The organism is Idiomarina sp. MD25a (assembly GCF_001870515.1).
Classification (GTDB): domain Bacteria; phylum Pseudomonadota; class Gammaproteobacteria; order Enterobacterales; family Alteromonadaceae; genus Idiomarina.
Map to the genome: position 1 here is coordinate 241,539 of NZ_MDGT01000003.1, position 21,049 is coordinate 262,587.

At 48.0% G+C, this 21,049-nt stretch carries 20 protein-coding genes; 15 read left to right on the forward strand and 5 right to left on the reverse strand.

The window, feature by feature from the left end; genetic code table 11:
• The first annotated feature begins 26 nt into the window (after nucleotides 1-26).
• On the forward strand, nucleotides 27-752 hold the full coding sequence (ompR, locus tag BFR57_RS05260) for a two-component system response regulator OmpR (RefSeq protein WP_071462986.1): 726 nt from the start codon (nucleotides 27-29) through the stop codon (nucleotides 750-752).
• Nucleotides 752-2,065: a two-component system sensor histidine kinase EnvZ gene (envZ, locus tag BFR57_RS05265; protein ID WP_071462987.1), complete on the forward strand. Its 1,314-nt coding sequence runs from the start codon at nucleotides 752-754 to the stop codon at nucleotides 2,063-2,065. The genes ompR and envZ overlap by 1 nt, the downstream gene beginning before the upstream one ends.
• On the opposite strand, the gene sthA is transcribed toward envZ, so the two are convergent.
• Complete coding sequence (sthA, locus tag BFR57_RS05270; RefSeq protein ID WP_071462988.1) at nucleotides 2,062-3,477, reverse strand: Si-specific NAD(P)(+) transhydrogenase; 1,416 nt, start codon at nucleotides 3,475-3,477, stop codon at nucleotides 2,062-2,064. The two genes, envZ and sthA, sit on opposite strands and share 4 nt — an antisense overlap.
• Before the next feature lie 151 nt (nucleotides 3,478-3,628).
• On the opposite strand from sthA, the gene nudE reads away from it, so the two are divergent.
• A complete protein-coding gene (nudE, locus tag BFR57_RS05275) occupies nucleotides 3,629-4,177 on the forward strand; it encodes an ADP compounds hydrolase NudE (RefSeq protein WP_071462989.1) in 549 nt (182 codons plus the stop codon).
• An 11-nt stretch (nucleotides 4,178-4,188) separates the two neighbouring features.
• A complete protein-coding gene (gene cysQ / locus BFR57_RS05280; protein ID WP_083405046.1) occupies nucleotides 4,189-5,022 on the forward strand; it encodes a 3'(2'),5'-bisphosphate nucleotidase CysQ in 834 nt (277 codons plus the stop codon).
• Here cysQ and BFR57_RS05285 read toward each other — a convergent pair.
• From BFR57_RS05285 to BFR57_RS05295, 3 genes are read right to left on the reverse strand one after another with little or no spacing between them, the layout of a single operon-like run.
• The gene (locus BFR57_RS05285; RefSeq protein ID WP_071462990.1) at nucleotides 5,009-5,242 is read right to left on the reverse strand and encodes a YheU family protein; all 234 of its coding nucleotides are present in this window, start codon (nucleotides 5,240-5,242) and stop codon (nucleotides 5,009-5,011) included. The genes cysQ and BFR57_RS05285 overlap by 14 nt on opposite strands.
• Complete coding sequence (locus BFR57_RS05290) at nucleotides 5,239-6,228, reverse strand: hydrolase (protein ID WP_071462991.1); 990 nt, start codon at nucleotides 6,226-6,228, stop codon at nucleotides 5,239-5,241. The genes BFR57_RS05285 and BFR57_RS05290 overlap by 4 nt, the downstream gene beginning before the upstream one ends.
• Nucleotides 6,225-8,150, reverse strand: a complete 1,926-nt coding sequence (locus tag BFR57_RS05295; RefSeq protein WP_071462992.1) for an ATP-binding cassette domain-containing protein — start codon at nucleotides 8,148-8,150, stop codon at nucleotides 6,225-6,227. The genes BFR57_RS05290 and BFR57_RS05295 overlap by 4 nt, the downstream gene beginning before the upstream one ends.
• Nucleotides 8,151-8,266: 116 nt before the next feature.
• On the opposite strand from BFR57_RS05295, the gene BFR57_RS12900 reads away from it, so the two are divergent.
• Nucleotides 8,267-8,470, forward strand: a complete 204-nt coding sequence (locus BFR57_RS12900; protein ID WP_040487456.1) for a YheV family putative zinc ribbon protein — start codon at nucleotides 8,267-8,269, stop codon at nucleotides 8,468-8,470.
• A gap of 1 nt (nucleotide 8,471) precedes the next feature.
• Here BFR57_RS12900 and queG read toward each other — a convergent pair whose 3' ends face one another.
• The gene (gene queG / locus BFR57_RS05305) at nucleotides 8,472-9,623 is read right to left on the reverse strand and encodes a tRNA epoxyqueuosine(34) reductase QueG (RefSeq protein ID WP_253183606.1); all 1,152 of its coding nucleotides are present in this window, start codon (nucleotides 9,621-9,623) and stop codon (nucleotides 8,472-8,474) included.
• An 18-nt stretch (nucleotides 9,624-9,641) separates the two neighbouring features.
• On the opposite strand from queG, the gene BFR57_RS05310 reads away from it, so the two are divergent.
• The 10 genes from BFR57_RS05310 (at nucleotide 9,642) to BFR57_RS05355 (ending at nucleotide 20,879) form a co-directional block, all read left to right on the forward strand.
• Nucleotides 9,642-11,153: a bifunctional ADP-dependent NAD(P)H-hydrate dehydratase/NAD(P)H-hydrate epimerase gene (locus BFR57_RS05310; RefSeq protein WP_071462993.1), complete on the forward strand. Its 1,512-nt coding sequence runs from the start codon at nucleotides 9,642-9,644 to the stop codon at nucleotides 11,151-11,153.
• A 9-nt stretch (nucleotides 11,154-11,162) separates the two neighbouring features.
• Nucleotides 11,163-11,624, forward strand: coding sequence for a tRNA (adenosine(37)-N6)-threonylcarbamoyltransferase complex ATPase subunit type 1 TsaE (gene tsaE / locus BFR57_RS05315; RefSeq protein ID WP_071462994.1), 462 nt, complete (start codon nucleotides 11,163-11,165; stop codon nucleotides 11,622-11,624).
• Nucleotides 11,624-12,949: an N-acetylmuramoyl-L-alanine amidase gene (locus BFR57_RS05320; RefSeq protein WP_071462995.1), complete on the forward strand. Its 1,326-nt coding sequence runs from the start codon at nucleotides 11,624-11,626 to the stop codon at nucleotides 12,947-12,949. The genes tsaE and BFR57_RS05320 overlap by 1 nt, the downstream gene beginning before the upstream one ends.
• Entirely contained in the window at nucleotides 12,949-14,706 is a 1,758-nt protein-coding gene (gene mutL / locus BFR57_RS05325; RefSeq protein WP_071462996.1) for a DNA mismatch repair endonuclease MutL, read from the forward strand. Before BFR57_RS05320 ends, mutL begins: the two co-directional genes overlap by 1 nt.
• On the forward strand, nucleotides 14,696-15,652 hold the full coding sequence (gene miaA, locus BFR57_RS05330; protein ID WP_071462997.1) for a tRNA (adenosine(37)-N6)-dimethylallyltransferase MiaA: 957 nt from the start codon (nucleotides 14,696-14,698) through the stop codon (nucleotides 15,650-15,652). The genes mutL and miaA overlap by 11 nt, the downstream gene beginning before the upstream one ends.
• Before the next feature lie 164 nt (nucleotides 15,653-15,816).
• Nucleotides 15,817-16,074 (forward strand): RNA chaperone Hfq, encoded by a 258-nt coding sequence (gene hfq, locus BFR57_RS05335; RefSeq protein ID WP_006953800.1) that lies wholly within the window; start codon nucleotides 15,817-15,819, stop codon nucleotides 16,072-16,074.
• A gap of 25 nt (nucleotides 16,075-16,099) precedes the next feature.
• Nucleotides 16,100-17,383 (forward strand): ribosome rescue GTPase HflX, encoded by a 1,284-nt coding sequence (gene hflX / locus BFR57_RS05340; RefSeq protein ID WP_071462998.1) that lies wholly within the window; start codon nucleotides 16,100-16,102, stop codon nucleotides 17,381-17,383.
• A 29-nt stretch (nucleotides 17,384-17,412) separates the two neighbouring features.
• Nucleotides 17,413-18,579, forward strand: a complete 1,167-nt coding sequence (gene hflK, locus BFR57_RS05345; RefSeq protein WP_071462999.1) for an FtsH protease activity modulator HflK — start codon at nucleotides 17,413-17,415, stop codon at nucleotides 18,577-18,579.
• Nucleotides 18,580-18,581: 2 nt separating this feature from the next.
• A complete protein-coding gene (gene hflC, locus BFR57_RS05350) occupies nucleotides 18,582-19,475 on the forward strand; it encodes a protease modulator HflC (protein ID WP_071463000.1) in 894 nt (297 codons plus the stop codon).
• A gap of 105 nt (nucleotides 19,476-19,580) precedes the next feature.
• Nucleotides 19,581-20,879: an adenylosuccinate synthase gene (locus tag BFR57_RS05355; RefSeq protein ID WP_071463001.1), complete on the forward strand. Its 1,299-nt coding sequence runs from the start codon at nucleotides 19,581-19,583 to the stop codon at nucleotides 20,877-20,879.
• The last annotated feature ends 170 nt before the right edge of the window (nucleotides 20,880-21,049 follow it).

Below are 21,049 nucleotides of genomic sequence, written 5' to 3' on the forward strand. Positions count from 1 at the left end.
TAGAAAAGTTTAAGTCAGGGAACATCATGGGTCAGGAAACGTTTAAAATACTGGTTGTCGACGACGATGCACGTTTGCGTAGTCTGTTAGAGCGGTACTTGCACGAGCAAGGCTTTCAGGTGCGAGTGGCTTCAGACGCAGAGCAAATGGACCGTCTATTGACGCGTGAAAACTATCATTTACTGGTGCTTGACCTGATGTTACCAGGCGAAGACGGATTATCTATTTGTAAACGTTTGCGACAAGCAAACAACACGATTCCTGTCATTATGCTAACCGCTAAAGGCGACGAGGTGGATCGTATTATTGGATTGGAGCTTGGTGCGGACGACTATTTAGCCAAACCTTTTAACCCTCGCGAATTGCTCGCACGTATTCGTGCAGTGTTGCGCCGCCGTGGTGTTGAAGCGCCAGGCGCGCCTTCGCAAGATGACCAAGAAATTACCTTTGGCACCTATCGACTTAACCTCGGGACACGGGAGATGTTTGACGGCGATACACCGATGCCACTCACCAGTGGCGAGTTTGCGGTGTTAAAGGCGCTGGTAAGCCACCCACGCGAACCTTTGTCGCGAGATAAACTGATGAATTTAGCACGTGGCCGCGACTATAGTGCGCTCGAACGTTCGATTGATGTGCAAGTCTCGCGTTTACGCCGCATGCTCGAGGCTGACCCAGCCAAACCGCGCTATATTCAGACGGTATGGGGTTTGGGCTATGTATTTGTGCCCGATGGGAAACTTAAGAATTAATGAAACTGTTTCCTAAGTCGGCATTTGCTCGTACGGTCGGTTTGTTGGCGCTAGTTTTGCTGCTGAATCAAATAGTGTCTTATTTGATGGTGAGTAACTACGTAGTAAAGCCCTCTATTGAGCAGATGTCGCAGTTGGTCGCTAAGCAAATTCGCACTATGTTCATTAGCGACCGAGTCCTTTCGAATCAAAATGAGTCACTCGCTGTTGCGTTTTATAACGCGACAGGTATCCGCGTGTTCTCCGATGAGCAAGCACAAAGCGAAGGTCTCGATAAGACGACCTATTATGGCTACCTATCAAGTTTAATGTCTAAACACCTGAACGGCCCAGCAGAGGTGCGAGTATCGCAAGGGCAAGCATTTTATATTTGGGTTAAGCCGCCGCAAGCCCCGCGTTATTGGGTGCGGGTTCCTTTAGAGAGTATTCACTCGGGCGAGTTTTCACCACTGGTGGTGTATCTCATCGTTATCGGAGTGCTTAGCGTACTCGGCGGAATTTTGTTTGCTAATTGGCTCAACAGACCACTTAAAGCGTTAGAAACGGCTGCTCAGCAAGTGGGTCGAGGTGAGTTCCCTGCGCAGTTGAGCGAAAAAGGTGCGAGCGAGATTATGTCGGTGACTAAGGCATTTAATCAAATGTCACGCGGGATAAAAGAACTAGAAAACGACCGTAATTTGCTGATGGCAGGGGTGTCTCACGATCTAAGGACACCGCTGACGCGCATACGCTTAGCGGCCGAAATGATGCCAGAATCTGAGGATTATTTAGCTCAGGGGATCATTGAGGACATTGATGATATGAACGATATCATCGACCAGTTTATTGATTATGTGCGTCTTGATCAGCAGGAAAAGGCTTCACGTGAATCACTCAATGAACTACTTGAGCAAACACTGGCTAATTTGCCCGATAGCTGGGAAAAAACGTTCAGTGCGGATCTCGGTGACTGCCCATTGGTTTGGGTCCGTCCGTTATCCATTAAACGCGTGGTTATCAACTTGCTAGAGAACGCTGAACGTTATGGAAACACAAAAGCATGCGTCCGCTCTGGCTATGATAAGCAGCGTAAAACCGTTTGGTTCTCGGTATCTGACGATGGCCCAGGTATTCCTGAAGAACAACAGCAAAATCTGTTTCAGCCCTTTACTCAAGGCGACAAAGCGCGAGGCGGTGTGGGTTCTGGTTTAGGTTTGGCAATCATTAAACGTATTGTTGATCGTCACAATGGCCGCATCACGCTCAGAAACCAAGCTGAGGGTGGGCTTTGCGTGCGTATCGATTTACCACTTCGCAAAGCCCTTGCCGGTTAATTACCGAGTCGGTTGATACCATTCAAAGCGGCAACGCGATATGCTTCTGCCATAGTCGGATAATTAAAGGTTGTATTGACGAAATAATCGACAGTATTACCTCCGTTTTTCTGCTCCATAATGGCTTGGCCAATGTGAATGATCTCTGAGGCGCGTTCGCCAAAGCAATGTAGGCCCAGGATTTCACGCGACTCACGGTGGAATAAGATCTTCAAGCAGCCCACATCGTTGCCCGATATTTGTGCCCGCGCAAGGTGTTTGAATTGAGCGCGACCGACTTCGTAGGGTACTTTAGCTTCGGTAAGCTCTTCCTCGGATTTACCCACAGAACTGATTTCTGGAATCGTATAAATGCCTGTCGGGATATTAGAAATCAACGCTTTATCGCAGTTGCCATGAAGTAGTGCGGTTGCGCAAATTCGACCCTGATCGTAGGCTGCACTCGCTAAACTAGGGTAGCCAATGATATCGCCCACCGCATAAATATTATCAACTTGGGTACGATAGTTTTCATCAACCTCCAGTTGTCCACGATAGTTTGGCTTCAAGCCGACCGCGTCACAGTTCAGTGACTCGATATTACCTGAACGCCCATTGGCAAATAATAAACAGTCGGCTTGCATCACTTTGCCTGATTTAGTCTTCAGTACGACTTTATCATCATAGCCGCGGATACTTTCGTACTCTTCATTATGCCGAATCACTACGCCGTTATTGCGCAAGTGATAGCTCAATGCGTCAGATATTTCAGCATCTAGAAATGAAAGTAAGCGCTCACGTTGGTTGATAAGATCAACCTTCACACCCATACCGCGAAAAATGCTGGCATATTCACTGCCGATAACACCTGCACCGTAAATCAAAATATTCTTTGGATCATGGTTGAGGCTCAACACGGTATCAGAGTCGTAAATACGTGGATGGTCAAAGTCAATATCATTGGGATGGTAAGGTCGTGAACCGGTCGCGATAACGATTTGCTCGACATTTAAAAAGTCGAATGAGCCATCATTCTTAGTGACCTTCAAACGATTCTGGTCGATGAACGAGGCATTCCCATGAATGACCGTAACATGATTACGGTCGTAGAAAGACGAGCGCAACTTTACCTGCTTACGAATGACGCCCGACGCATAATGTAGGATCTGCGAAAACGTCATACCGCTTTGCCAACCGACACCAGTAAACAGCGGGCTGTTATTGTACTCGATGAGCCGGCTCACGGAGTGGCGTAAAGCTTTTGATGGGATAGTCCCCCAATGGGTACAGCCACCCCCAATTGAGTCATGTCGCTCAATGACGGCCACCTTTTTGCCATTCTTGGCAAGTTGCATGGCGGCGCCTTCGCCCCCGGGTCCCGTCCCAATAACGGCAACATCAAAATTTGCTTCGGTTGCTTTATGCTTAGTCACCTTTCACCTCACTCCTGACCCTGCTTTAAATGCTTGTTCTATCATAACATTAGCGGCAGTTATGCGCCTAATGTGAATATATTTGTCATGCTTAACACTGGCTTTAGCGGTTTGACGCGTTATAGTAGGGGGAGAACAGGAGGAGCAGTACATGGCATCACGACAAGTTCCTAAAGTACTTAAACGCGAAGTGGTTGCACAAAGTCGCTTGCTACGTATCGAAGCCGTTGATCTTAAATTTAGTAATGGTGAGCAACGCCAATTTGAGCGTATGCAGGGCAGTGGCCGCGGTGCCGTCATGGTTGTCCCATTTGTCGATGACCAACATATCATGTTGATAAGAGAGTATGCCGCGGGGCTACACGACTACCAACTCGGCTTTCCTAAAGGGCTGATTGACCCGGGTGAATCACCAGAACAAGCGGCTCAACGTGAACTCAAAGAAGAAATTGGGTTTGGTTGTGAACAACTGAGCCGATTATCCGAAGTGACGATGGCACCGCAGTTCTTCTCAGCCAAGATGACTTTATTTACCGCGCGATCACTCTACCCAGAACAGTTAGTCGGTGACGAGCCGGAGCCGCTGGAGAAGGTGGTTTGGCCGCTCGACCAAGTCGACGATTTACTAGCTCAACCCGATTTTACAGAGGCGCGCAGTGTAGCGGCGTTGTTGATGACTTTACGTCAATTGAAAAAATAAAGGTGTCAGCTGTGCAATTTAGCTTAAACGAGATTGCTGATAAATTAGCCGAAGTCGCACGAGATGCAGGCCAGTTAGTTATGGAACTGTATGATAGTGGTGCGTTTGCAACGGCCGAGAAACCCGATGAATCCCCAGTCACGACTGCTGATATTAAAGCGAGCGAGTATATAGTTGCAGCGCTTAAACACGCCTTTCCTGATATTCCTGTATTGTCGGAAGAGAGCCGCCACGAAGCGTTGAGTACCCGTGCAAAATGGTCGTCTTATTTTTTAATTGATCCCATTGATGGAACACAAGAGTTTATTGCCCGATCGGGCGATTTCGCGGTTAACATCGCTTACATTGAAGCCAGACAACCCGCAATTGGTGTTATTTACTGGCCGCCAGGTGAAACGCTTTACTCCGCGATTCGTGACCAAGGTGCTTATAAGCATGCGCTAGGTGAGAAACAGGCTATTTCGGTACGTCGGCTAGATGATCCACATCATGACCCGTTGATTTTAGCAATTAGTCGTCGTCAGCCACGACATAAAGTGATGGCGCGTGTCCAGACTGAACGTGATATACAACCTTTGCCCACTGGGAGCTGTTCGTTAAAAGCCTGCTTTATTGCTGAGGGTAAGGCAGATTGTTTTTTACGCTTAGGGCCTACCGGCGAGTGGGATACTGCCGCATCACAGGTGATTGTGACCGAAGCTGGCGGCAGTTTATTGAACGAGAACTTCGAGCCGATTACGTACAATGAAACCGAGAGTCTACTCAACCCTAACTTCTACGTTTTGGGCGATCCCGCGGTGGATTGGCAAGCGGTCTTCATAGCTCATCCGCCTAACTTTCGCTGATATCACCGGTGACAGAGCCCTTATCGACGATATCTACGGTTTCGTGCAGTTCCGAATAAACCAATACGGCTTCACCTGCTTTTAAGCGCGAATGTAACTGTTCCACTTTGGTCTCTAAGCTGAGCTCGCGCTCACCGTAGTCGGTGCCCTCACGTAAGATGACGGCTTCAATAATATTATTGAGTGTCTCGGTATCTAATTCTTGCCACGGTATGATCATGGTTGCTTTACCTCTTGTTCGCTAACCCACTTAACGAGGCGTTCAGGTAACCAACTACAGAAACCACGTTGGTAATCAATAAACCCCATATGTCCGCCGTGAGGCTGTCGCTCGTAATCCACGAAACTATTCATTTCGTGGGGTTGAGGCACCACATCGGACCCTAAAAATGGGTCATCGTCTGCGTGTATGATAAGCGTGGGTTGTTTAATGTGCTTTAGAAACTGTTTGCCACTCGCGCGTTGATAATAATCATGCACATCCTTAAATCCGTGTAGGGGCGCTGTCACTTTATCATCGAACTCTAAAAAGCTCGTCATGGTGCTGACATCGATGTCAGCCATGGCCGGCCAATCGCGGAAAACGCCACGTTGTTGCTTTGTGGAGAATTTATATTTTAATGGCGTGAGTAAGTATTTGCGATATAACTTAGAAAATCCGTGGTCAATGCGTTTTGAGCAGCTCATCAAGTCAAGTGGAGCACAACAGATTGCAGCACTGCTGATGGTTTCAGCTGTATCAGAGCTCATTAGCTGCGCTAGCATATTACCACCCAAGCTAAAGCCAATGGCGTGGAGCGAGCGCTGGGGATAGCGTTTTGCGAGCGCGTCAATTACGGCTTTAGGATCGCCAATGTCGCCCGAGTGATAGGCACGTGGTAGGCGATTAATCGGTGTTTTACCGCAGCCACGGAAGTGCATCACCACTGAGTCGAAGCCTTGCTGAGCGAGCGTTTCCATGGTTTGCCAAATGTAAGGTGAATCTACCGAACCTTCGAGCCCATGAAATAGTACAACAAGAGGACGACGGCTATCGGGTTCGGGCATCTGGTACCAACATAGCTCGATAAAGTCTCCGTCTGATAGAGCAAAAACCTCCCATGCTCCGTACCACTGGCGCTTACGGTAAATCAAGCGAGGTAACAGGGTTTGAAGATGAGATGCGCGCAACCATGGGCGCGGAACAAATAGCTGAGAGCGGTTCATGAATCAGCTTCCTGCTCAAACTGTTCGGTCATTTCAGCCAGTGCGCCCTCTGCCTCCATCCAACGTTCTTCCAGAGTCTCTTGCTCTGCTTGAAGTCGACGCTGTTCGGCCAGCAGTTTATTTAATTCGTCCTTTTTGTCGAGATCGTAAATGCTGCTATCCGATAGGCCTTGATGAACAACTTCCAATGCGTCGGCAATTTTTTCCAGCTGCTGTTCAGATTGCGCGATCCTATCACGTAGTGGCTTGGTCGCTTTGCGAAACTCGGCTTCGCGGCGCTTTTGCTCCTTTCGATCGACCTTGGCTTCTTTACCAAGGGTTACCGGTGTCGTGTTTTTTTCACGCCGTTGCTTTGCTTGTTGCTCTAACCAATCGTGGTACTGATCTAAGTCGCCTGGAAATGGCTCAACATGGCCTTCATGGACACGATAGAACTCATCGACCGTGGTACGCAGTAGGTGACGATCGTGTGATACCACAATTAGCGCGCCCTCAAAAGCTTGTAAAGCATTGACTAAGGCGTCACGTAAACCAATATCTAGGTGGTTAGTGGGCTCATCGAGTAACAAAAGGTTGGGCTTTTGATAGATAATCAACGCCAGTGCTAATCGCGCTTTTTCGCCGCCGGACATCGGTTCGACAGGTGCTAGTGCTTGGTCACCTGAAAAGCCGAAGCCACCAATAAAGTCACGCAATTGTTGTTCTGTAGCTTGACTATCCAAACGCTGTAAATGCAGTAAAGGAGATGCGTCGGGATCAAGGGCTTCTAATTGGTGTTGGGCAAAATAACCGACGGAGACGCCTTGACTAACCGTACGCTCACCCGCAAGTGGTTCGAGTTTGCCAGACAACGTTTTAATTAAGGTCGACTTACCTGCACCATTACGCCCAAGCAACCCCATACGGGTGCCAGGTACTAGATTGAGTTTAATATTTTCAAGAATAACAGTTTCACCATATCCGGCTTTCACTTCGCGCATATTAATCAGCGGATTAGGTAATTTAGCCGGTGGTAAGAATTCAAAGTCGATACCACGCTCAGCTTGTAGGGGGGCTTGTACCGAGAGCTTTTCAATCGCTTTTAAGCGGCTTTGCGCCTGTTTTGCCTTGCTCGCTTTATAACGAAAACGATCAACATAAGCCTGCATATGTTTCTTAATGGCTTGTGCTTTCTCGTATTCACTTTGCTGTTGCATCAGGTGTTCGGCACGTTGATGTTCAAACTGTGAGTAGTTACCGGTATAGCTTGAGATGACTTGGTTTTCCACATGAAGAATATCAGTGGCGACATTATCCAAGAAATCACGATCGTGAGAAATAATAACCAAGGTACCCGAGTAGCTCTTTAGCCATGATTCGAGCCAAAAAATAGCATCAACATCTAAGTGGTTGGTAGGTTCATCTAGCAACATCAGATCAGATGGGGCAATCAACGCTTGCGCCAAATTGAGACGCATACGCCAACCACCGGAAAAGGCGCTTACCGGCTGCTCAATTTGCTCTGGGAGAAAACCTAAACCATCGAGTAACATCGCTGCGCGCGAACGAATATCGTACGCGCCGAGCTGAGCCAATTGCTCATGACTATGAGCAATTGCATGACCATCCCCCTTGGCTTCGGCTGCTTGTAAAGCTTGCTCGGCCGCCCGAAAACCTTGATCGCCGTCCATCACATAATCAATAGCTGAACGCGCTAGGGCGGGTGTTTCCTGAGCAACGCTGGCGATTCGCCACTCACTGGGTAGTTGTAACTCGCCCTCTTCAAGTTGTAACTCGTCACGAAAAAGCGCGAATAGTGAGGATTTGCCACAGCCATTTTTACCAATCAAACCGATCCGGTGTTGGGGAAAGATCGTAAAACTGGTATCCGAAAGCAGCGTTTTTCCGCCGCGCATTAATGAAATGTGATTGGCTTTTATCATGGTTAATGTCTATTCAATCCTCAACTGCGAGCGTGTATGGGCGTCTGCCATTTACGTGGGCTGACGGATATATCTATGGTAACATCGACCGAGTAGTTTATGACATAGGAGCTGTCGTGGCACGTCAAAAGAAACGATTTATTGCCGGTGCGACCTGTCCCAAGTGCGACAGTATGGACACCTTGATGCTGTTCATTGAGAACGATGTTGAACAAGTCGAGTGCGTGAAGTGTAAACACCGCTTTAGTGAACCCAAGCAGCAGGGTACAGGGAGCGAGCGCGAATTTGATCAAGTGATTGGTGTATTTAAGCCCGAATAAGTTAAGCGTCGCGAGGTAGTCCTTTACTGACGGCTCGCACCAAGCGCTTAAGTTGTTGTGTCACTTGCGCTGCTCCGCTGCGTTGTCGGTCGAGCGCCCAATCAATATGCTCTTGTACCATTTCCGAGACTTGACCACTGCGCCATTCGAGCGCTTCAATAACGTCAGCGTCTGCTTGTGCATTACCCAGCGCAACCGCAATATTACGTAACCAACATTCGTGACCGATACGCCGAATCGGTGACCCTTGCAAACGCGCATTAAAGGTTTCCTCATCCCACTGCCATAGCGTAAGCAGTTCAGGTGTGTGCAGATAATGACGCGGATTAAAGTCTGCTTCGTCAGTCAGTTGTGCGTATCGGTTCCATGGACAAATTAATTGGCAGTCGTCACAACCGTATATACGGTTTCCCATGAGTGGGCGCAGTTCTTCGGGGATGCTGCCTTTTAATTCGATGGTTAAATACGAAATGCAGCGTCGAGCGTCTAGTTCATAGGGCGCCACTATGGCTTGCGTAGGGCAAATAGTCATACACGCCGAACAGCTACCACAAGCCTCTTCGACTGGGCTATCAATTGGCAGTGGTAAATTGATTAATAGCTCACCTAAGAAAAACCAAGAACCACTGTCTTTGTCGAGTATTAAGGTATGTTTACCGGTCCAGCCTAACCCTGCTTTTTCTGCCAAAGGGCGTTCTAGAATAGGTGCGGAGTCGACAAATGGCCGAAAGTCCGTGTCAGTAAATTCGGCCTTTATTTTGTCGCCCAGTTGTTTGAGACGTTTACGTAGTAATTTGTGATAATCGCGTCCCAGTGCATAGCGTGATATGTAGCCGAGTCGGTCATTATTCAACGTTTTGGCAAAACCGGCTTCGGCGGGTAGGTAATTCATCCGAACCGAAATGGCCCGCACGGAGCCTGGATGAAGTTCCGCAGGTCGAGCGCGTAACATTCCATGGCGCTCCATAAAGCCCATTTCGCCGTGATAGCCTTTATCCAACCATTTCTGTAAAGTAGCCTCATGCTTTTGCAAATCTAGATCGGTAATGCCGACTTTTTGAAAGCCCAGTTCTTGGCCCCATTGCTTGATTTTTTGGGCTAATTGTTCAAGTTCTGCCTGAGACAAACTAGAATGCATTGAAGAATTTGACATGATGTTGGGAGCTTAAACATGGAAACGTCAGGATACGACAGTTTAGCACAGAGTTTGTATTGTGCCGAACAGCTACAACGCAGTGAAGCGCGTGCAGGGGAGCTAGCTGGTTATAGCTTAGCTCAACTTATGTCGTTGGCGGGACGAGCCGTATTTGAACAGCTGCAACACCATGTGAGTGAAGGTGCGCGTATTGCTGTTTGTTGTGGTGAGGGGAATAACGGCGGTGATGGCTACATTGTCGCTCGACTCGCGCACCAAGCCGGATATAAAGTCGATCTTTACGCGCTTAAGCCCAATGTGAAACTTAAACACGAAAACAACCAACCGGCCATACAGGCGCGACGAGCGTGCCGTGAGTTGGGGCTTGTTGAGTATCCATTGAACCAATGCTTATCACTATCGCCCGATATCATCGTTGACGCTGTTTTTGGTATCGGCCTCAGTCGACCTATCGAGGGTGAGATAGCGCAATGGATCAGACAAGTGAATCAGGCACAAAAGCCAGTGCTGGCTATCGATATCCCATCAGGCATAAATGCTGATAATGGCTGTGTCATGGGTGAAGCTTTGGTGGCGCAAACAACCGTTACTATGATTGCCTATAAACGCGGGTTATTTACGGGAGCCAGCCCGGCCTATGTAGGACAGTTGTTGTTAGCCGATCTCGGTGTCGGTGAGTATTTCGTAACATTGGAGCGGCCTGATTGGCGCCGGGTGAGCGGGAGTCCATATGACTGGTTAGGCGACCGCGCAATGAACGCTCATAAAGGTAATCATGGTCACGTATTGATTGTTGGGGCAGGCGCAGGTATGCCAGGCGCGGGAATTTTAGCGATGCTGGCCGCTTTACGCGCGGGTGCCGGCAAGGTGTCCGTTGCTTGTCATCCAAATAACGTAGGCATTATTGCCAGCCAACAACCCGAAGCGATGGTCCATGGTATTGAGCAACCCGAGCAATTAAGCGAGCTGTTGGAGGCCGCAACTGCAATCGTTATTGGTCCCGGGCTCGGACGCGACGAATGGGCTTATAAGGTTTATCGAACCTGTATGGCTGTCAATACCTGTAAAGTTATTGATGCTGATGGATTATATTGGTTGGCGCAAGACCCTGTACAAAGCTCGCAACTGATTTTGACGCCACACCCAGGCGAAGCTGCACGTCTTTTAAAATGCCGTACTCAAGATATTGAAAACAATCGATTCGAGCATGCGTTATTGCTTCATAATCAGTATCATGCACAGATCGTACTGAAAGGAGCTGGTAGCTTGATCAGCTCAACCCGAGGCAACTGGTTGGTCGACCGCGGCTCACCTGCGATGGCATCAGGTGGAATGGGCGATTGTCTTGCCGGTTTTGTCGGCGCATTATTGGCACAAGGGCTAGCGCCTGCACAAGCGCTGACAGCCGGCGTCTTCTGGCACGCAGTGGCGGGAGAAGTTGCGGGTGAAGTTGCGCCGCGAGGTACATTGGCGAGCGATTTAATGCCAATTATTCGTAAATTAGTGAACGGTTGGATGCCGGAGTAGTCGTAGAAAATGAATCAAACAATTAAACACTTTCTTGCTGATGAAAAAGCTACCCAGGCTTGGGCAGCGCGTTTAGCTAAGCAAGCGAAAGCACCGTTGGTGATATTTTTAAATGGGCCACTTGGAGCAGGGAAGACGGCTATCAGTCGTGGTTTCATTCAAGCGTTAGGCCACACAGGCGCTGTAAAAAGCCCAACGTATACACTTGTCGAACCCTATGAACTGGCGGATATAGCTATTTATCACTTTGATTTATATCGGCTCGCTGACCCGGAAGAGCTTGAGTTTATGGGGATTCGGGACTATTTCTCGGAGCACAGCATCAGTCTTGTTGAGTGGCCGGAACGCGGCGATGGGTGGTTGCCGAAAGCCGATATTGTCATTAACCTAGATTATGAAAACGAAGGGCGACAGCTCGAATGCATCGCTCAAACGCCTGTGGGTGAACACATTGTTGCGCAATTAAAATAATGATGAAAACGCTATATCGTTCGATCACTGCTTTATTTTTAGTATTCTTGATAAGCCCTGTGTGGGCTGCTCAGAATGCCATCGAAAGCGTGCGTGTTTGGCCATCACCTGATAAAACCCGTATTGTTTTTGATTTAAGCCAAGCGCCTGAATACAGTTATTTTAAGTTATACCAAAGTTCACCCTATCGTATCGTTATTGACTTTAACGGTACTAAGCTAAGTGCAAACCTGAAAAACTTGGCGAATGAATCCTTACTCGTTAATAAAGTACGAACGAGTACTCCGAAGAACGCACAATCGACGCGTATCGTGATTGAACTTAACAAAACTGCAGAGTTTGAAATCTTCCCATTGCCGGCCAACGAGCGTTATAACGATCGGTTAGTGGTGGACATTAAGGGTAAGTCAATAGAGCGTAGCGGTCCGGCAAAATCAATCGAGGAACTCAAGGATCGTAAAATCACAATAGCGGTAGATGCAGGTCACGGCGGCGATGATCCCGGATCAATTGGTCCGAGTGGTACATACGAGAAAACGGTTGTTCTTAAAATTGCGCGTGCGCTAGCGAAAATGATTAATGATGATCCTGGCATGCAAGCCTACTTGGTGCGTACTGGCGATTATTACGTGGGTCTGAATGATCGGCCACAGAAGGCGTGGGATGCTAAGGCAGATTTCTTTGTTTCCGTGCACGCGGATGCGTTCAGAACGCCGCAGCCGCGCGGTGGTTCAGTCTGGGTACTGTCTAAACGGCGTGCAGACTCAGAAATTGGTCGTTGGCTCGAAACCCGCGAACGTCAGTCTGAATTATTAGGTGGCGCCGAGGCGATCATTCAAAGTAATAGTCATGAACCTTTCTTAGCGCAAACATTACTAGATATGTCGATGGACCGCTCGATTGCAGGTGCCTACAGTGCTGCTCGCCATATTATCGATGAGATGGGTAGCGTGACCAAAATGCATAAAACGGCACCGCAAGCCGCGAGTCTTGCGGTTTTGAAGTCGCCCGATAAGCCCTCGATCTTGGTTGAAACGGGTTTTATTTCAAACCCGGGTGAAGAGCGTCTGCTATTGAGTAATAGCCATCAACAAAAGCTGGCGCGGGCGATTTATAATGGGATCAGACGTTACTTTATTAATAACCCCATTGAAAACACCTTACTAGCCCAACAGGCGTCGATGGAATACACAGTGAAGTCAGGCGATTCATTATCTGAAATCGCTGAACGTTATGGAACCACTGTCCGCGCGATTAAACGAGAGAACCAATTGCGTAGCGATGTGGTTAGAATTGGTCAAAAGCTTACAATACCGAGAGACTGATGCCGATAAAACAGTTACCGGTTGAGCTCGCTAACCAAATTGCCGCAGGTGAAGTCGTCGAGCGCCCCGCTTCAATCGTTAAAGAACTTATCGAAAATGCACTTGACGCTGACGCGTCTCAGTTGATTATTGATATCGAAGCGGGTGGCGCTAAACGTATCCGTATTAGAGATAATGGTTCGGGTATTCCACATGACGAACTTGCTCTTGCCTTAAGTCGCCATGCGACCAGTAAGATAGCGGATATTGATGACTTAGAAGCAATCACCAGCTTAGGTTTCCGCGGCGAGGCGTTAGCCAGTATCAGTTCGGTATCACGTTTGCGCTTAGTGTCGAAACCCAGTGCGCAGTCGGAGGCATGGCAAGCATGGGCGGAAGGCAAGGATATGCAGGTAAAAATCGAACCTGCGTCGCATCCTGACGGTACGACCGTCGACATCCAAGACGTGTTTTATAATACCCCAGCAAGACGCAAGTTTTTACGTACCGACAAGACTGAATTCGGCCATATCGACGAGGTAATTAAACGCATAGCACTCAGTCGGTGGGATGTTGAAATTACGGTCAATCACAATGGCAAACGGGTGCGTCACTATCCAGCCGTAAGGGAACAGCAACAGACCCACTTGAGACGTCGGTTAGCTAAAGTATGTGGTTCAGCGTTCGCACAAGATGCCTTGTATTTCCAGCAGCAAGCGCACGATATTCAAATTGAAGGTTGGCTTGCCGCCCCCGAGCAATGCAGACATCAAGGGGATGTTCAGTATAGCTTTGTGAATGGTCGCATGATGAAAGATAAATTAATCAATCATGCCATTCGACAAGCGTATGAGACCTATCTAACCGCCGAACGCGTGCCAACATTTGCAATTTATCTCAGCCTGCCAGCCGATCAAGTTGATGTAAACGTGCATCCTGCAAAGCACGAAGTGCGCTTTCATCAACAGCGACAAGTACATGACTTTATCTTACAGACGGTCAAACAGTTGCTGTTTAATCACAGTCAAACTCAGGTCCAGACTGAGGACATCGAGCAGTATGACACCCACTCAACTGAGACGCCACTTTACCCTAGCCAAACTCACACAGCGAACCATCAATATCAGCGACCTCAAGAGTCGGTGCAGCGCTTGTCGGCACCTGACTTAACTGCACGGGAATCAAGTGTAGTTAAAACGGTGTCTAATACTCAGGGTCTGGGCGCATCCATTCTACCGAATGCCGTTCAGCTCGATGGCGATGTGAGACAATGGCGTGTAGTCGATGTATTTAAAGGTCGCTTTGCTCTTATTCGACGTGATGAACAAGCGGCTTGGCTTGATCTTGTTGGTGTTCAGAGGAAGATACTGGCTCCGCAGATCCAGCAGCAATTTCAACAAGGGATGGCGGGTCAGCCCCTGTTGGTTGAGCAAAAAATTAATTTAAGTGATACATCTTGGCAGAAAAAGCAGGTGCTTCAATACAGCGAACTGTTGGCGCAATGTGGCGTGAAATTTTATTGGCAAGGTCAGGCGCTTATCGTCGAGCAAATGCCCTCAATGTTAAGACGTAAGCATATTGCGAACAGCGTGTTACAACTGCTCAGCGCCTGTGAACAAGGGACAGATGAAATAATCGCGCTACTTGCTGATGCTGCCGCTGAATCGTCGCTATCTAAATCGCAAGCAGACTACTGGTGCCAGCAATGGCAACGTCAGCTTAATAGTACGTCATTACTGCTTCACGAAATCAAGGTACCGCACATTAATGAAGCCTAAAACAAGTCCTGCGGTCATCTGTATTTATGGACCGACCGCTGCAGGTAAAACCGCATTATCAATTGACTTAGCGCAACAGATCGATGGTGAGATTATCTCTGTTGACTCTGCCTTAGTTTATCGTGGCATGGATATTGGCACGGCAAAGCCGACTGCCGAGGAGCGGCAGGGCGTTGCACACCATTTAATTGATATTTGCGATCCGGCTGAAACCTATTCAGCATCTGAGTTTCAAAGAGATGCCACCGCGTTAATTAATGATATTTTGAAGCGTAATCGTACGCCGATACTCATTGGTGGCACGATGCTTTATTTTAAAGCCCTGTTGGAGGGTATGTCGGCGTTGCCAGAGTCCGATGCTACCATTCGCAAACAATTGCAGGCTGAACTCGATTCGCATGGATTATCGGCGCTTCACCAACGATTAGCCCAAGTTGATCCCGACGCGGCTGCCAGAATTCACCCGAATGATCCTCAGCGCACGCTGCGTGCACTAGAGGTCTATCAGCTGTCGGGCAAACCAATAACGGAGTTAGTTCAGCAACGGCAAGGTGCGCTAAATTATCCTATTTATCAATTTGCGGTCGCGCCACAGCAGCGCGCAACGTTGCATGAGCGCATTGCAAGGCGCTTTGAGCAAATGCTAGCAGAGGGCTTTCAACACGAGGTTGAAGCACTTTTCGAACGCAAGGATCTGCATTCAGATTTACCCTCGATCCGTAGCGTGGGTTACCGTCAGATGTGGCAATATTTATCGGGGGAGTTGAAATATCAAGAAATGAAAGAGCGCGGGATTATTGCTACAAGACAGCTAGCAAAACGGCAGTTAACGTGGCTACGCGGCTGGCCCGATGTATATTGGCTGGATACTTTCGCTCATGATAAACTCGATCAAGTACGATCGCGGCTGCAACGGCCAACCGAAAAGTTTTCGGTAAAAGATTGAAAAATAAAGAATCGCCCTAAGATCAAAGTTTGAGAATGCAGCGTATGTTATGGCATGTTTAAGTTGCAAAATTTTACCGTTGGTCTAGGGTGAGTAGTAGGTTTCTACCAGTTAACTGACCACTCAATTGACTTGGATATTAATAACAAAAAAAGGAATCCGCCATGGCGAAAGGGCAAACGCTTCAAGATCCGTTTTTAAACGCACTACGTCGCGAGAGAGTACCTGTATCGATTTATCTTGTAAATGGTATCAAATTACAAGGTCAAATTGAGTCATTTGATCAGTTTGTTGTGTTGTTGAAGAATACGGTGAGCCAAATGGTTTACAAACATGCCATTTCGACTGTCGTGCCGGCACGTATTCCGCAAAACTATCTGCCTCAGCAGGGCGTACACAACCAAGGTGATATTGAAGAATAAATCAGAGTGAGGAGGTCTACACACGTTGTTCGACAGATATGAAGGTGGCGATTATGCCGTATTGGTCCACATGGACTTGCCCGCCGAAGTCGATAGAGAAGACCTCTCCGAACTTCATTTATTAGCTAGCTCAGCAGGTGTTGAAGCGCTGGGCGTCGTAACGGCTTCTCGCAGTGCACCGAACCCCAAATACTTTGTGGGAAGCGGAAAAGCAGAAGAAATCGCTGAACAAGTTCAGGCGTTAGAAGCTAATATTGTCATTTTTAACCACGCCTTATCGCCGACGCAAGAGCGCAACCTCGAGAAGATATGCAAGTGTCGAGTATTGGACCGAACCGGTCTGATACTGGATATTTTTGCGCAGCGTGCGCGTACTCACGAAGGTAAATTACAAGTTGAATTGGCCCAGTTGCGGCATATTTCGACGCGTTTGGTACGTGGTTGGACTCACTTAGAGAGACAAAAAGGCGGGATCGGCTTACGCGGACCCGGTGAGACGCAGTTGGAAACTGACCGACGCTTAATTCGGGGGCGAATAAAAAATATTCTGCGCCGTTTAGAGAAAGTACAAAAGCAGCGTGAGCAGGGTCGGCGAGCGCGTCAACGCGCGGAAATTCCAACAGTTAGTTTAGTCGGCTATACTAACGCAGGTAAATCATCGTTATTCAATACGATGACCGAGTCTGGCGTATATGCGGCTGACCAATTGTTCGCAACTCTTGATCCCACGTTACGGAAACTAGAAATCGAAGATGTCGGCCGTATTATTCTTGCTGACACCGTGGGTTTTATCCGTCATCTACCCCACGACTTGGTTGCAGCATTTAAGGCGACGCTACAAGAGACGCAGGAAGCGGACATTCTTTTGCATGTCGTTGATGTAGCCGATGAGCACCAACAGAGCAATATTGAGCAGGTTTCAGAGGTGCTAACAGAAATCGATGCGGGGGAAGTTCCCCAGTTAATGATTTGCAACAAAATTGATAAGCTGGAAGACTCAACGCCTCGTATTGATAGAGATGATGAAGGGAAGCCTATTCGTGTGTGGGTTTCTGCTCAGGCGAACATAGGCATTGAGTTAATTTTCGAGGCGTTAAAAGAGCGACTCGGACCCCAGATGGTCAAATTAAGCTTAAAATTGCCACCATCTATGGGTAAACTGCGTGGTACGCTATATCAACTTAATAGTGTTTCAGCAGAACGTATCGATGAGCAAGGTGCATTAGAACTTGATATAAAAATGTCGGTTGTGGACTGGAACAAATTGCAGAAAGAATACGACAACCGACTCGACAACTATATTCAGTAATCGTTTTTTTAACTTTAACGGAGTCATCCATGGCATGGAACCAACCGGGTAACGGCGGTAACAAAGACCGCGACCCATGGAAAAACCAAGGGGGCAATGATCAAGGGCCCCCGGATCTCGACGAGGCACTACGTAAGTTTTTCGCCAAGTTGGGTCTAGGTGGAAATAAAGGTAACGGCGGTAGCGGCAAATCGGGTATTCCTGCAAAGGGTGTCGGAATTATTGCTATCCTCGCTGTTATTATTTGGTTTATCGCTGGTTTTTACACGGTAAAAGAAGCTGACCGGGGCGTGGTGCTGCGCTTTGGTAATTTCCACACGCTCGTCGAGTCGGGGCTGCATTGGCGTCCTGTGTTTGTCGATACAGTTGAGCATGTCGATGTTAACAATATCCGCTCGGATAGCACCGAAGGCTTTATGTTGACCCAAGACGAAAACGTCGTAGTGGTACAGCTCGATGTGCAGTATCGCGTCGTCGATCCGCGCAACTACTTGTTCAACGTCGATAACGCAGACCAAGTATTGTCACGCGCGACCGATAGTGCGTTACGTTACGTGGTAGGTCATACGACGATGGATGAAGTACTGACACGCGGCCGTGAAGATGTTCGTGCGCGTACGCTTGATTTACTTGAACGCACCATCGACCCGTATTCAATGGGACTACAAATCGTTGATATCAACTTGCTACCAGCTCGTCCGCCAGAAGAGGTTAAAGAAGCCTTTGATGACGCAATCGCTGCGCAAGAGGATGAAGAACGCTTTATTCGTGAAGCGGAAGCGTATGCACGTGAAGTCGAGCCTTTGGCACGTGGTCAAGTACGTCGTATGCTACAAGAAGCGCAAGCATATAAAGAGCAGATCATCCTAGAGGCTCAAGGTGAAGTGGCTCGCTTTAACGAACTGTTACCGCAGTACGAAAACGCGCCGCAGGTAACGCGTGAGCGTATCTACTTAGATACCTTGCAAGACCTCTACGCTAAAACACCGAAAGTGTTGGTCGATGTTGAGGGTAGCAACAACATGATGTACCTACCGCTCGACAAGATTCTTGAAAAGCAAGGAAGAAAGGTCAATGACTTATCGCCTTTGCGTGTCCCAACCGACTCAAACATGAATCAATCGCGCAACAGCGCAAATGGTTCAAACAATTCGACTGATTCGGGTCGTACAAATACGCGTGGCGGGGGTCGATAATTATGAAAAATTTAATCGCAATTATTGTAGTAGTACTCGTCGCTTTGGGTTTGTCGTCTCTTTATGTTGTTAAAGAGGGTGAGCGCGCAATTCTTATTCAATTTGGTAAGGTTGAGCGTAATGCCGAGACAGGCGAAGCTATGGTTTTTGAGCCAGGGTTGCATTTCAAAATACCGTTTATTGAGCAAGTAAAACGCTTAGATGCGCGTTTGCAAACGCTTGATGGTGACCCTGACCGTTTCGTTACCAGTGAGAAAAAAGATTTGATCGTTGATACTTACGTGATGTGGCGTATTAACGACTTTTCGACCTTCTATCTGAGTACCAATGGCGGTAACAAAACGCAAGCTGAAGCGTTGCTTACGCGTCGTATCAACAGCGGGTTACGTAGCGAATTTGGTAGCCGTACCATTTCCGATATCGTCTCAGGTGAGCGTGACGAGTTGATGCGTGAAGCCCTCATTAAAGGTGCTGAGAGTGCGTCTGACTTAGGCGTCGAAGTTATTGACGTACGTGTGATGCAGATTAACTTGCCTGATGAAGTCAGTCAGTCTATCTACCAGCGGATGCGCGCTGAACGTCAAGCAGTCGCGACTGAACACCGTTCAGAAGGTCGTGAGCAGGCGGAAATTATCCGCGCTGATGTGGATGCACGCGTAACCGTTATGTTAGCGGATGCTAAGCGCCAATCTCGCCAACTACGGGGTGAAGGTGATGCGCAAGCAGCGAAGATTTATGCGGACTCTTATCAACAAGATCCAGAGTTCTTTGCATTCATTCGTAGCATGCAAGCATATAGCGAATCGTTTAGTTCGGGATCGGATGTCCTCGTGCTTGATGCGGAGAGTGATTTCTTCCGCTACCTTCAGGATCTTCAAGGCGAGCCGAAAGAGTAAGCTCAAGCAAATTGAAGCCCGCGTCATCGCGGGCTTTTTTATGTCCATATACAAACCGAACGCAACAGGGTAAAATTACGTCGATTTTTTTTAAGCGGGGCAAACATGAGTCAAAACGTCGTGATTCTAGGCACCCAATGGGGTGACGAGGGTAAAGGTAAAATTGTTGATCTACTGACAGATAAAGCATCGCTCGTGGTGCGTTATCAGGGGGGTCACAATGCCGGTCATACATTGGTTATTGATGGTGAAAAAACCGTACTTCACTTAATTCCGTCGGGCATACTACGCACCAACGTACAATGTGTGATTGGTAATGGTGTGGTACTTTCGCCTGAAGCCTTAATGGAAGAAATGGAGATGTTAGAGGCGCGGAATGTGCCAGTAAAAGAACGTCTGCGTATCAGTGAGGCGTGCCCATTAATCTTGCCTTTCCACATCGCTTTAGACCAAGCGCGTGAGCGTGCGTTAGGTAAAGAAGCAATTGGTACTACAGGTCGAGGTATCGGCCCTGCTTATGAAGATAAAGTCGCGCGCAGAGGCTTACGCGTCGGCGATCTTTTTAATGCTACGCGTTTAGAGGATAAGCTGAAAGAGTTAACCGACTTCCATAATTTCGCATTGACTAAGCTCTACAACGAACCCGCGATTGATTTTGATGTTGTCTTAAAACAATGCAAAGAATTTGCCGAGTTGCTAAAACCGATGGTCGCAGACGTGCCTGCATTACTTGATAAAGCGCGTAAGAACGGTGAAGAGATCATGTTTGAAGGTGCGCAGGGCACACTCCTTGATATCGATCACGGTACTTACCCTTACGTGACATCGTCCAATACCACGGCAGGTGGTGTGGCGACAGGTGCAGGCTTTGGCCCTCGATACATTGACTACGTACTGGGTATTGTTAAAGCCTATACTACACGTGTCGGCAGTGGGCCATTTCCAACTGAATTAGATTGTGACGTGGGCCAACATCTTGGCGTTAAAGGGCATGAGTTTGGTGCAACAACAGGCCGTAAACGCCGTACCGGCTGGCTTGATGCCGTAGCGATGCGTCGAGCGGTGCAAATTAACTCTGTGAGCGGATTCTGCTTAACTAAGCTGGATGTCCTTGATGGTTTAGATGAGTTAAAGATTTGTACTAGCTATAAGCTGCCTGACGGAACCATTAGTGAATATCCACCCATGGCCGCTGAAGATTACGAAGCGGTAGAACCCGTTTATGAGACATTGCCAGGTTGGCAAGAGAGCACAGTAGGGGTGACAGAACATAATCAGTTACCGCCGCAAGCATTGGCATATATTGCGCGTATTGAAGCGCTTACAGGTGTACCTGTTGATATTATTTCAACGGGTCCTGACCGGAAAGAAACCATTGTTTTGCGTCACCCGTTCGCAAAATAAAAACGGATCGCCTTGTTGCAGTTTGTGCTGCGACAAGGCAAACTGAGTCAAATATTGGTTATTAAACCAGCGAATTAGGTAAAAACTAACCAATCACTTCAAAAACTTAAAAAAAATCGCGCAAAGCTATTGCACTATCAAATTTAGTACCATAGAATGCGCTCCACCTA

Bases quoted from the DNA above. Each gene is read 5' to 3' on its own strand.
- ompR (WP_071462986.1), top strand. From the start codon at position 27: ATGGGTCAGGAAACGTTTAAAATACTGGTTGTCGACGACGATGCACGT.
- envZ (WP_071462987.1), top strand. From the start codon at position 752: ATGAAACTGTTTCCTAAGTCGGCATTTGCTCGTACGGTCGGTTTGTTG.
- nudE (WP_071462989.1), top strand. From the start codon at position 3,629: ATGGCATCACGACAAGTTCCTAAAGTACTTAAACGCGAAGTGGTTGCA.
- BFR57_RS05285 (WP_071462990.1), bottom strand. From the start codon at position 5,242: ATGATCATACCGTGGCAAGAATTAGATACCGAGACACTCAATAATATT.
- BFR57_RS05290 (WP_071462991.1), bottom strand. From the start codon at position 6,228: ATGAACCGCTCTCAGCTATTTGTTCCGCGCCCATGGTTGCGCGCATCT.
- BFR57_RS05295 (WP_071462992.1), bottom strand. From the start codon at position 8,150: ATGATAAAAGCCAATCACATTTCATTAATGCGCGGCGGAAAAACGCTG.
- queG (WP_253183606.1), bottom strand. From the start codon at position 9,623: ATGTCAAATTCTTCAATGCATTCTAGTTTGTCTCAGGCAGAACTTGAA.
- BFR57_RS05310 (WP_071462993.1), top strand. From the start codon at position 9,642: ATGGAAACGTCAGGATACGACAGTTTAGCACAGAGTTTGTATTGTGCC.
- tsaE (WP_071462994.1), top strand. From the start codon at position 11,163: ATGAATCAAACAATTAAACACTTTCTTGCTGATGAAAAAGCTACCCAG.
- BFR57_RS05320 (WP_071462995.1), top strand. From the start codon at position 11,624: ATGATGAAAACGCTATATCGTTCGATCACTGCTTTATTTTTAGTATTC.
- mutL (WP_071462996.1), top strand. From the start codon at position 12,949: ATGCCGATAAAACAGTTACCGGTTGAGCTCGCTAACCAAATTGCCGCA.
- miaA (WP_071462997.1), top strand. From the start codon at position 14,696: ATGAAGCCTAAAACAAGTCCTGCGGTCATCTGTATTTATGGACCGACC.
- hfq (WP_006953800.1), top strand. From the start codon at position 15,817: ATGGCGAAAGGGCAAACGCTTCAAGATCCGTTTTTAAACGCACTACGT.
- hflK (WP_071462999.1), top strand. From the start codon at position 17,413: ATGGCATGGAACCAACCGGGTAACGGCGGTAACAAAGACCGCGACCCA.
- hflC (WP_071463000.1), top strand. From the start codon at position 18,582: ATGAAAAATTTAATCGCAATTATTGTAGTAGTACTCGTCGCTTTGGGT.
- BFR57_RS05355 (WP_071463001.1), top strand. From the start codon at position 19,581: ATGAGTCAAAACGTCGTGATTCTAGGCACCCAATGGGGTGACGAGGGT.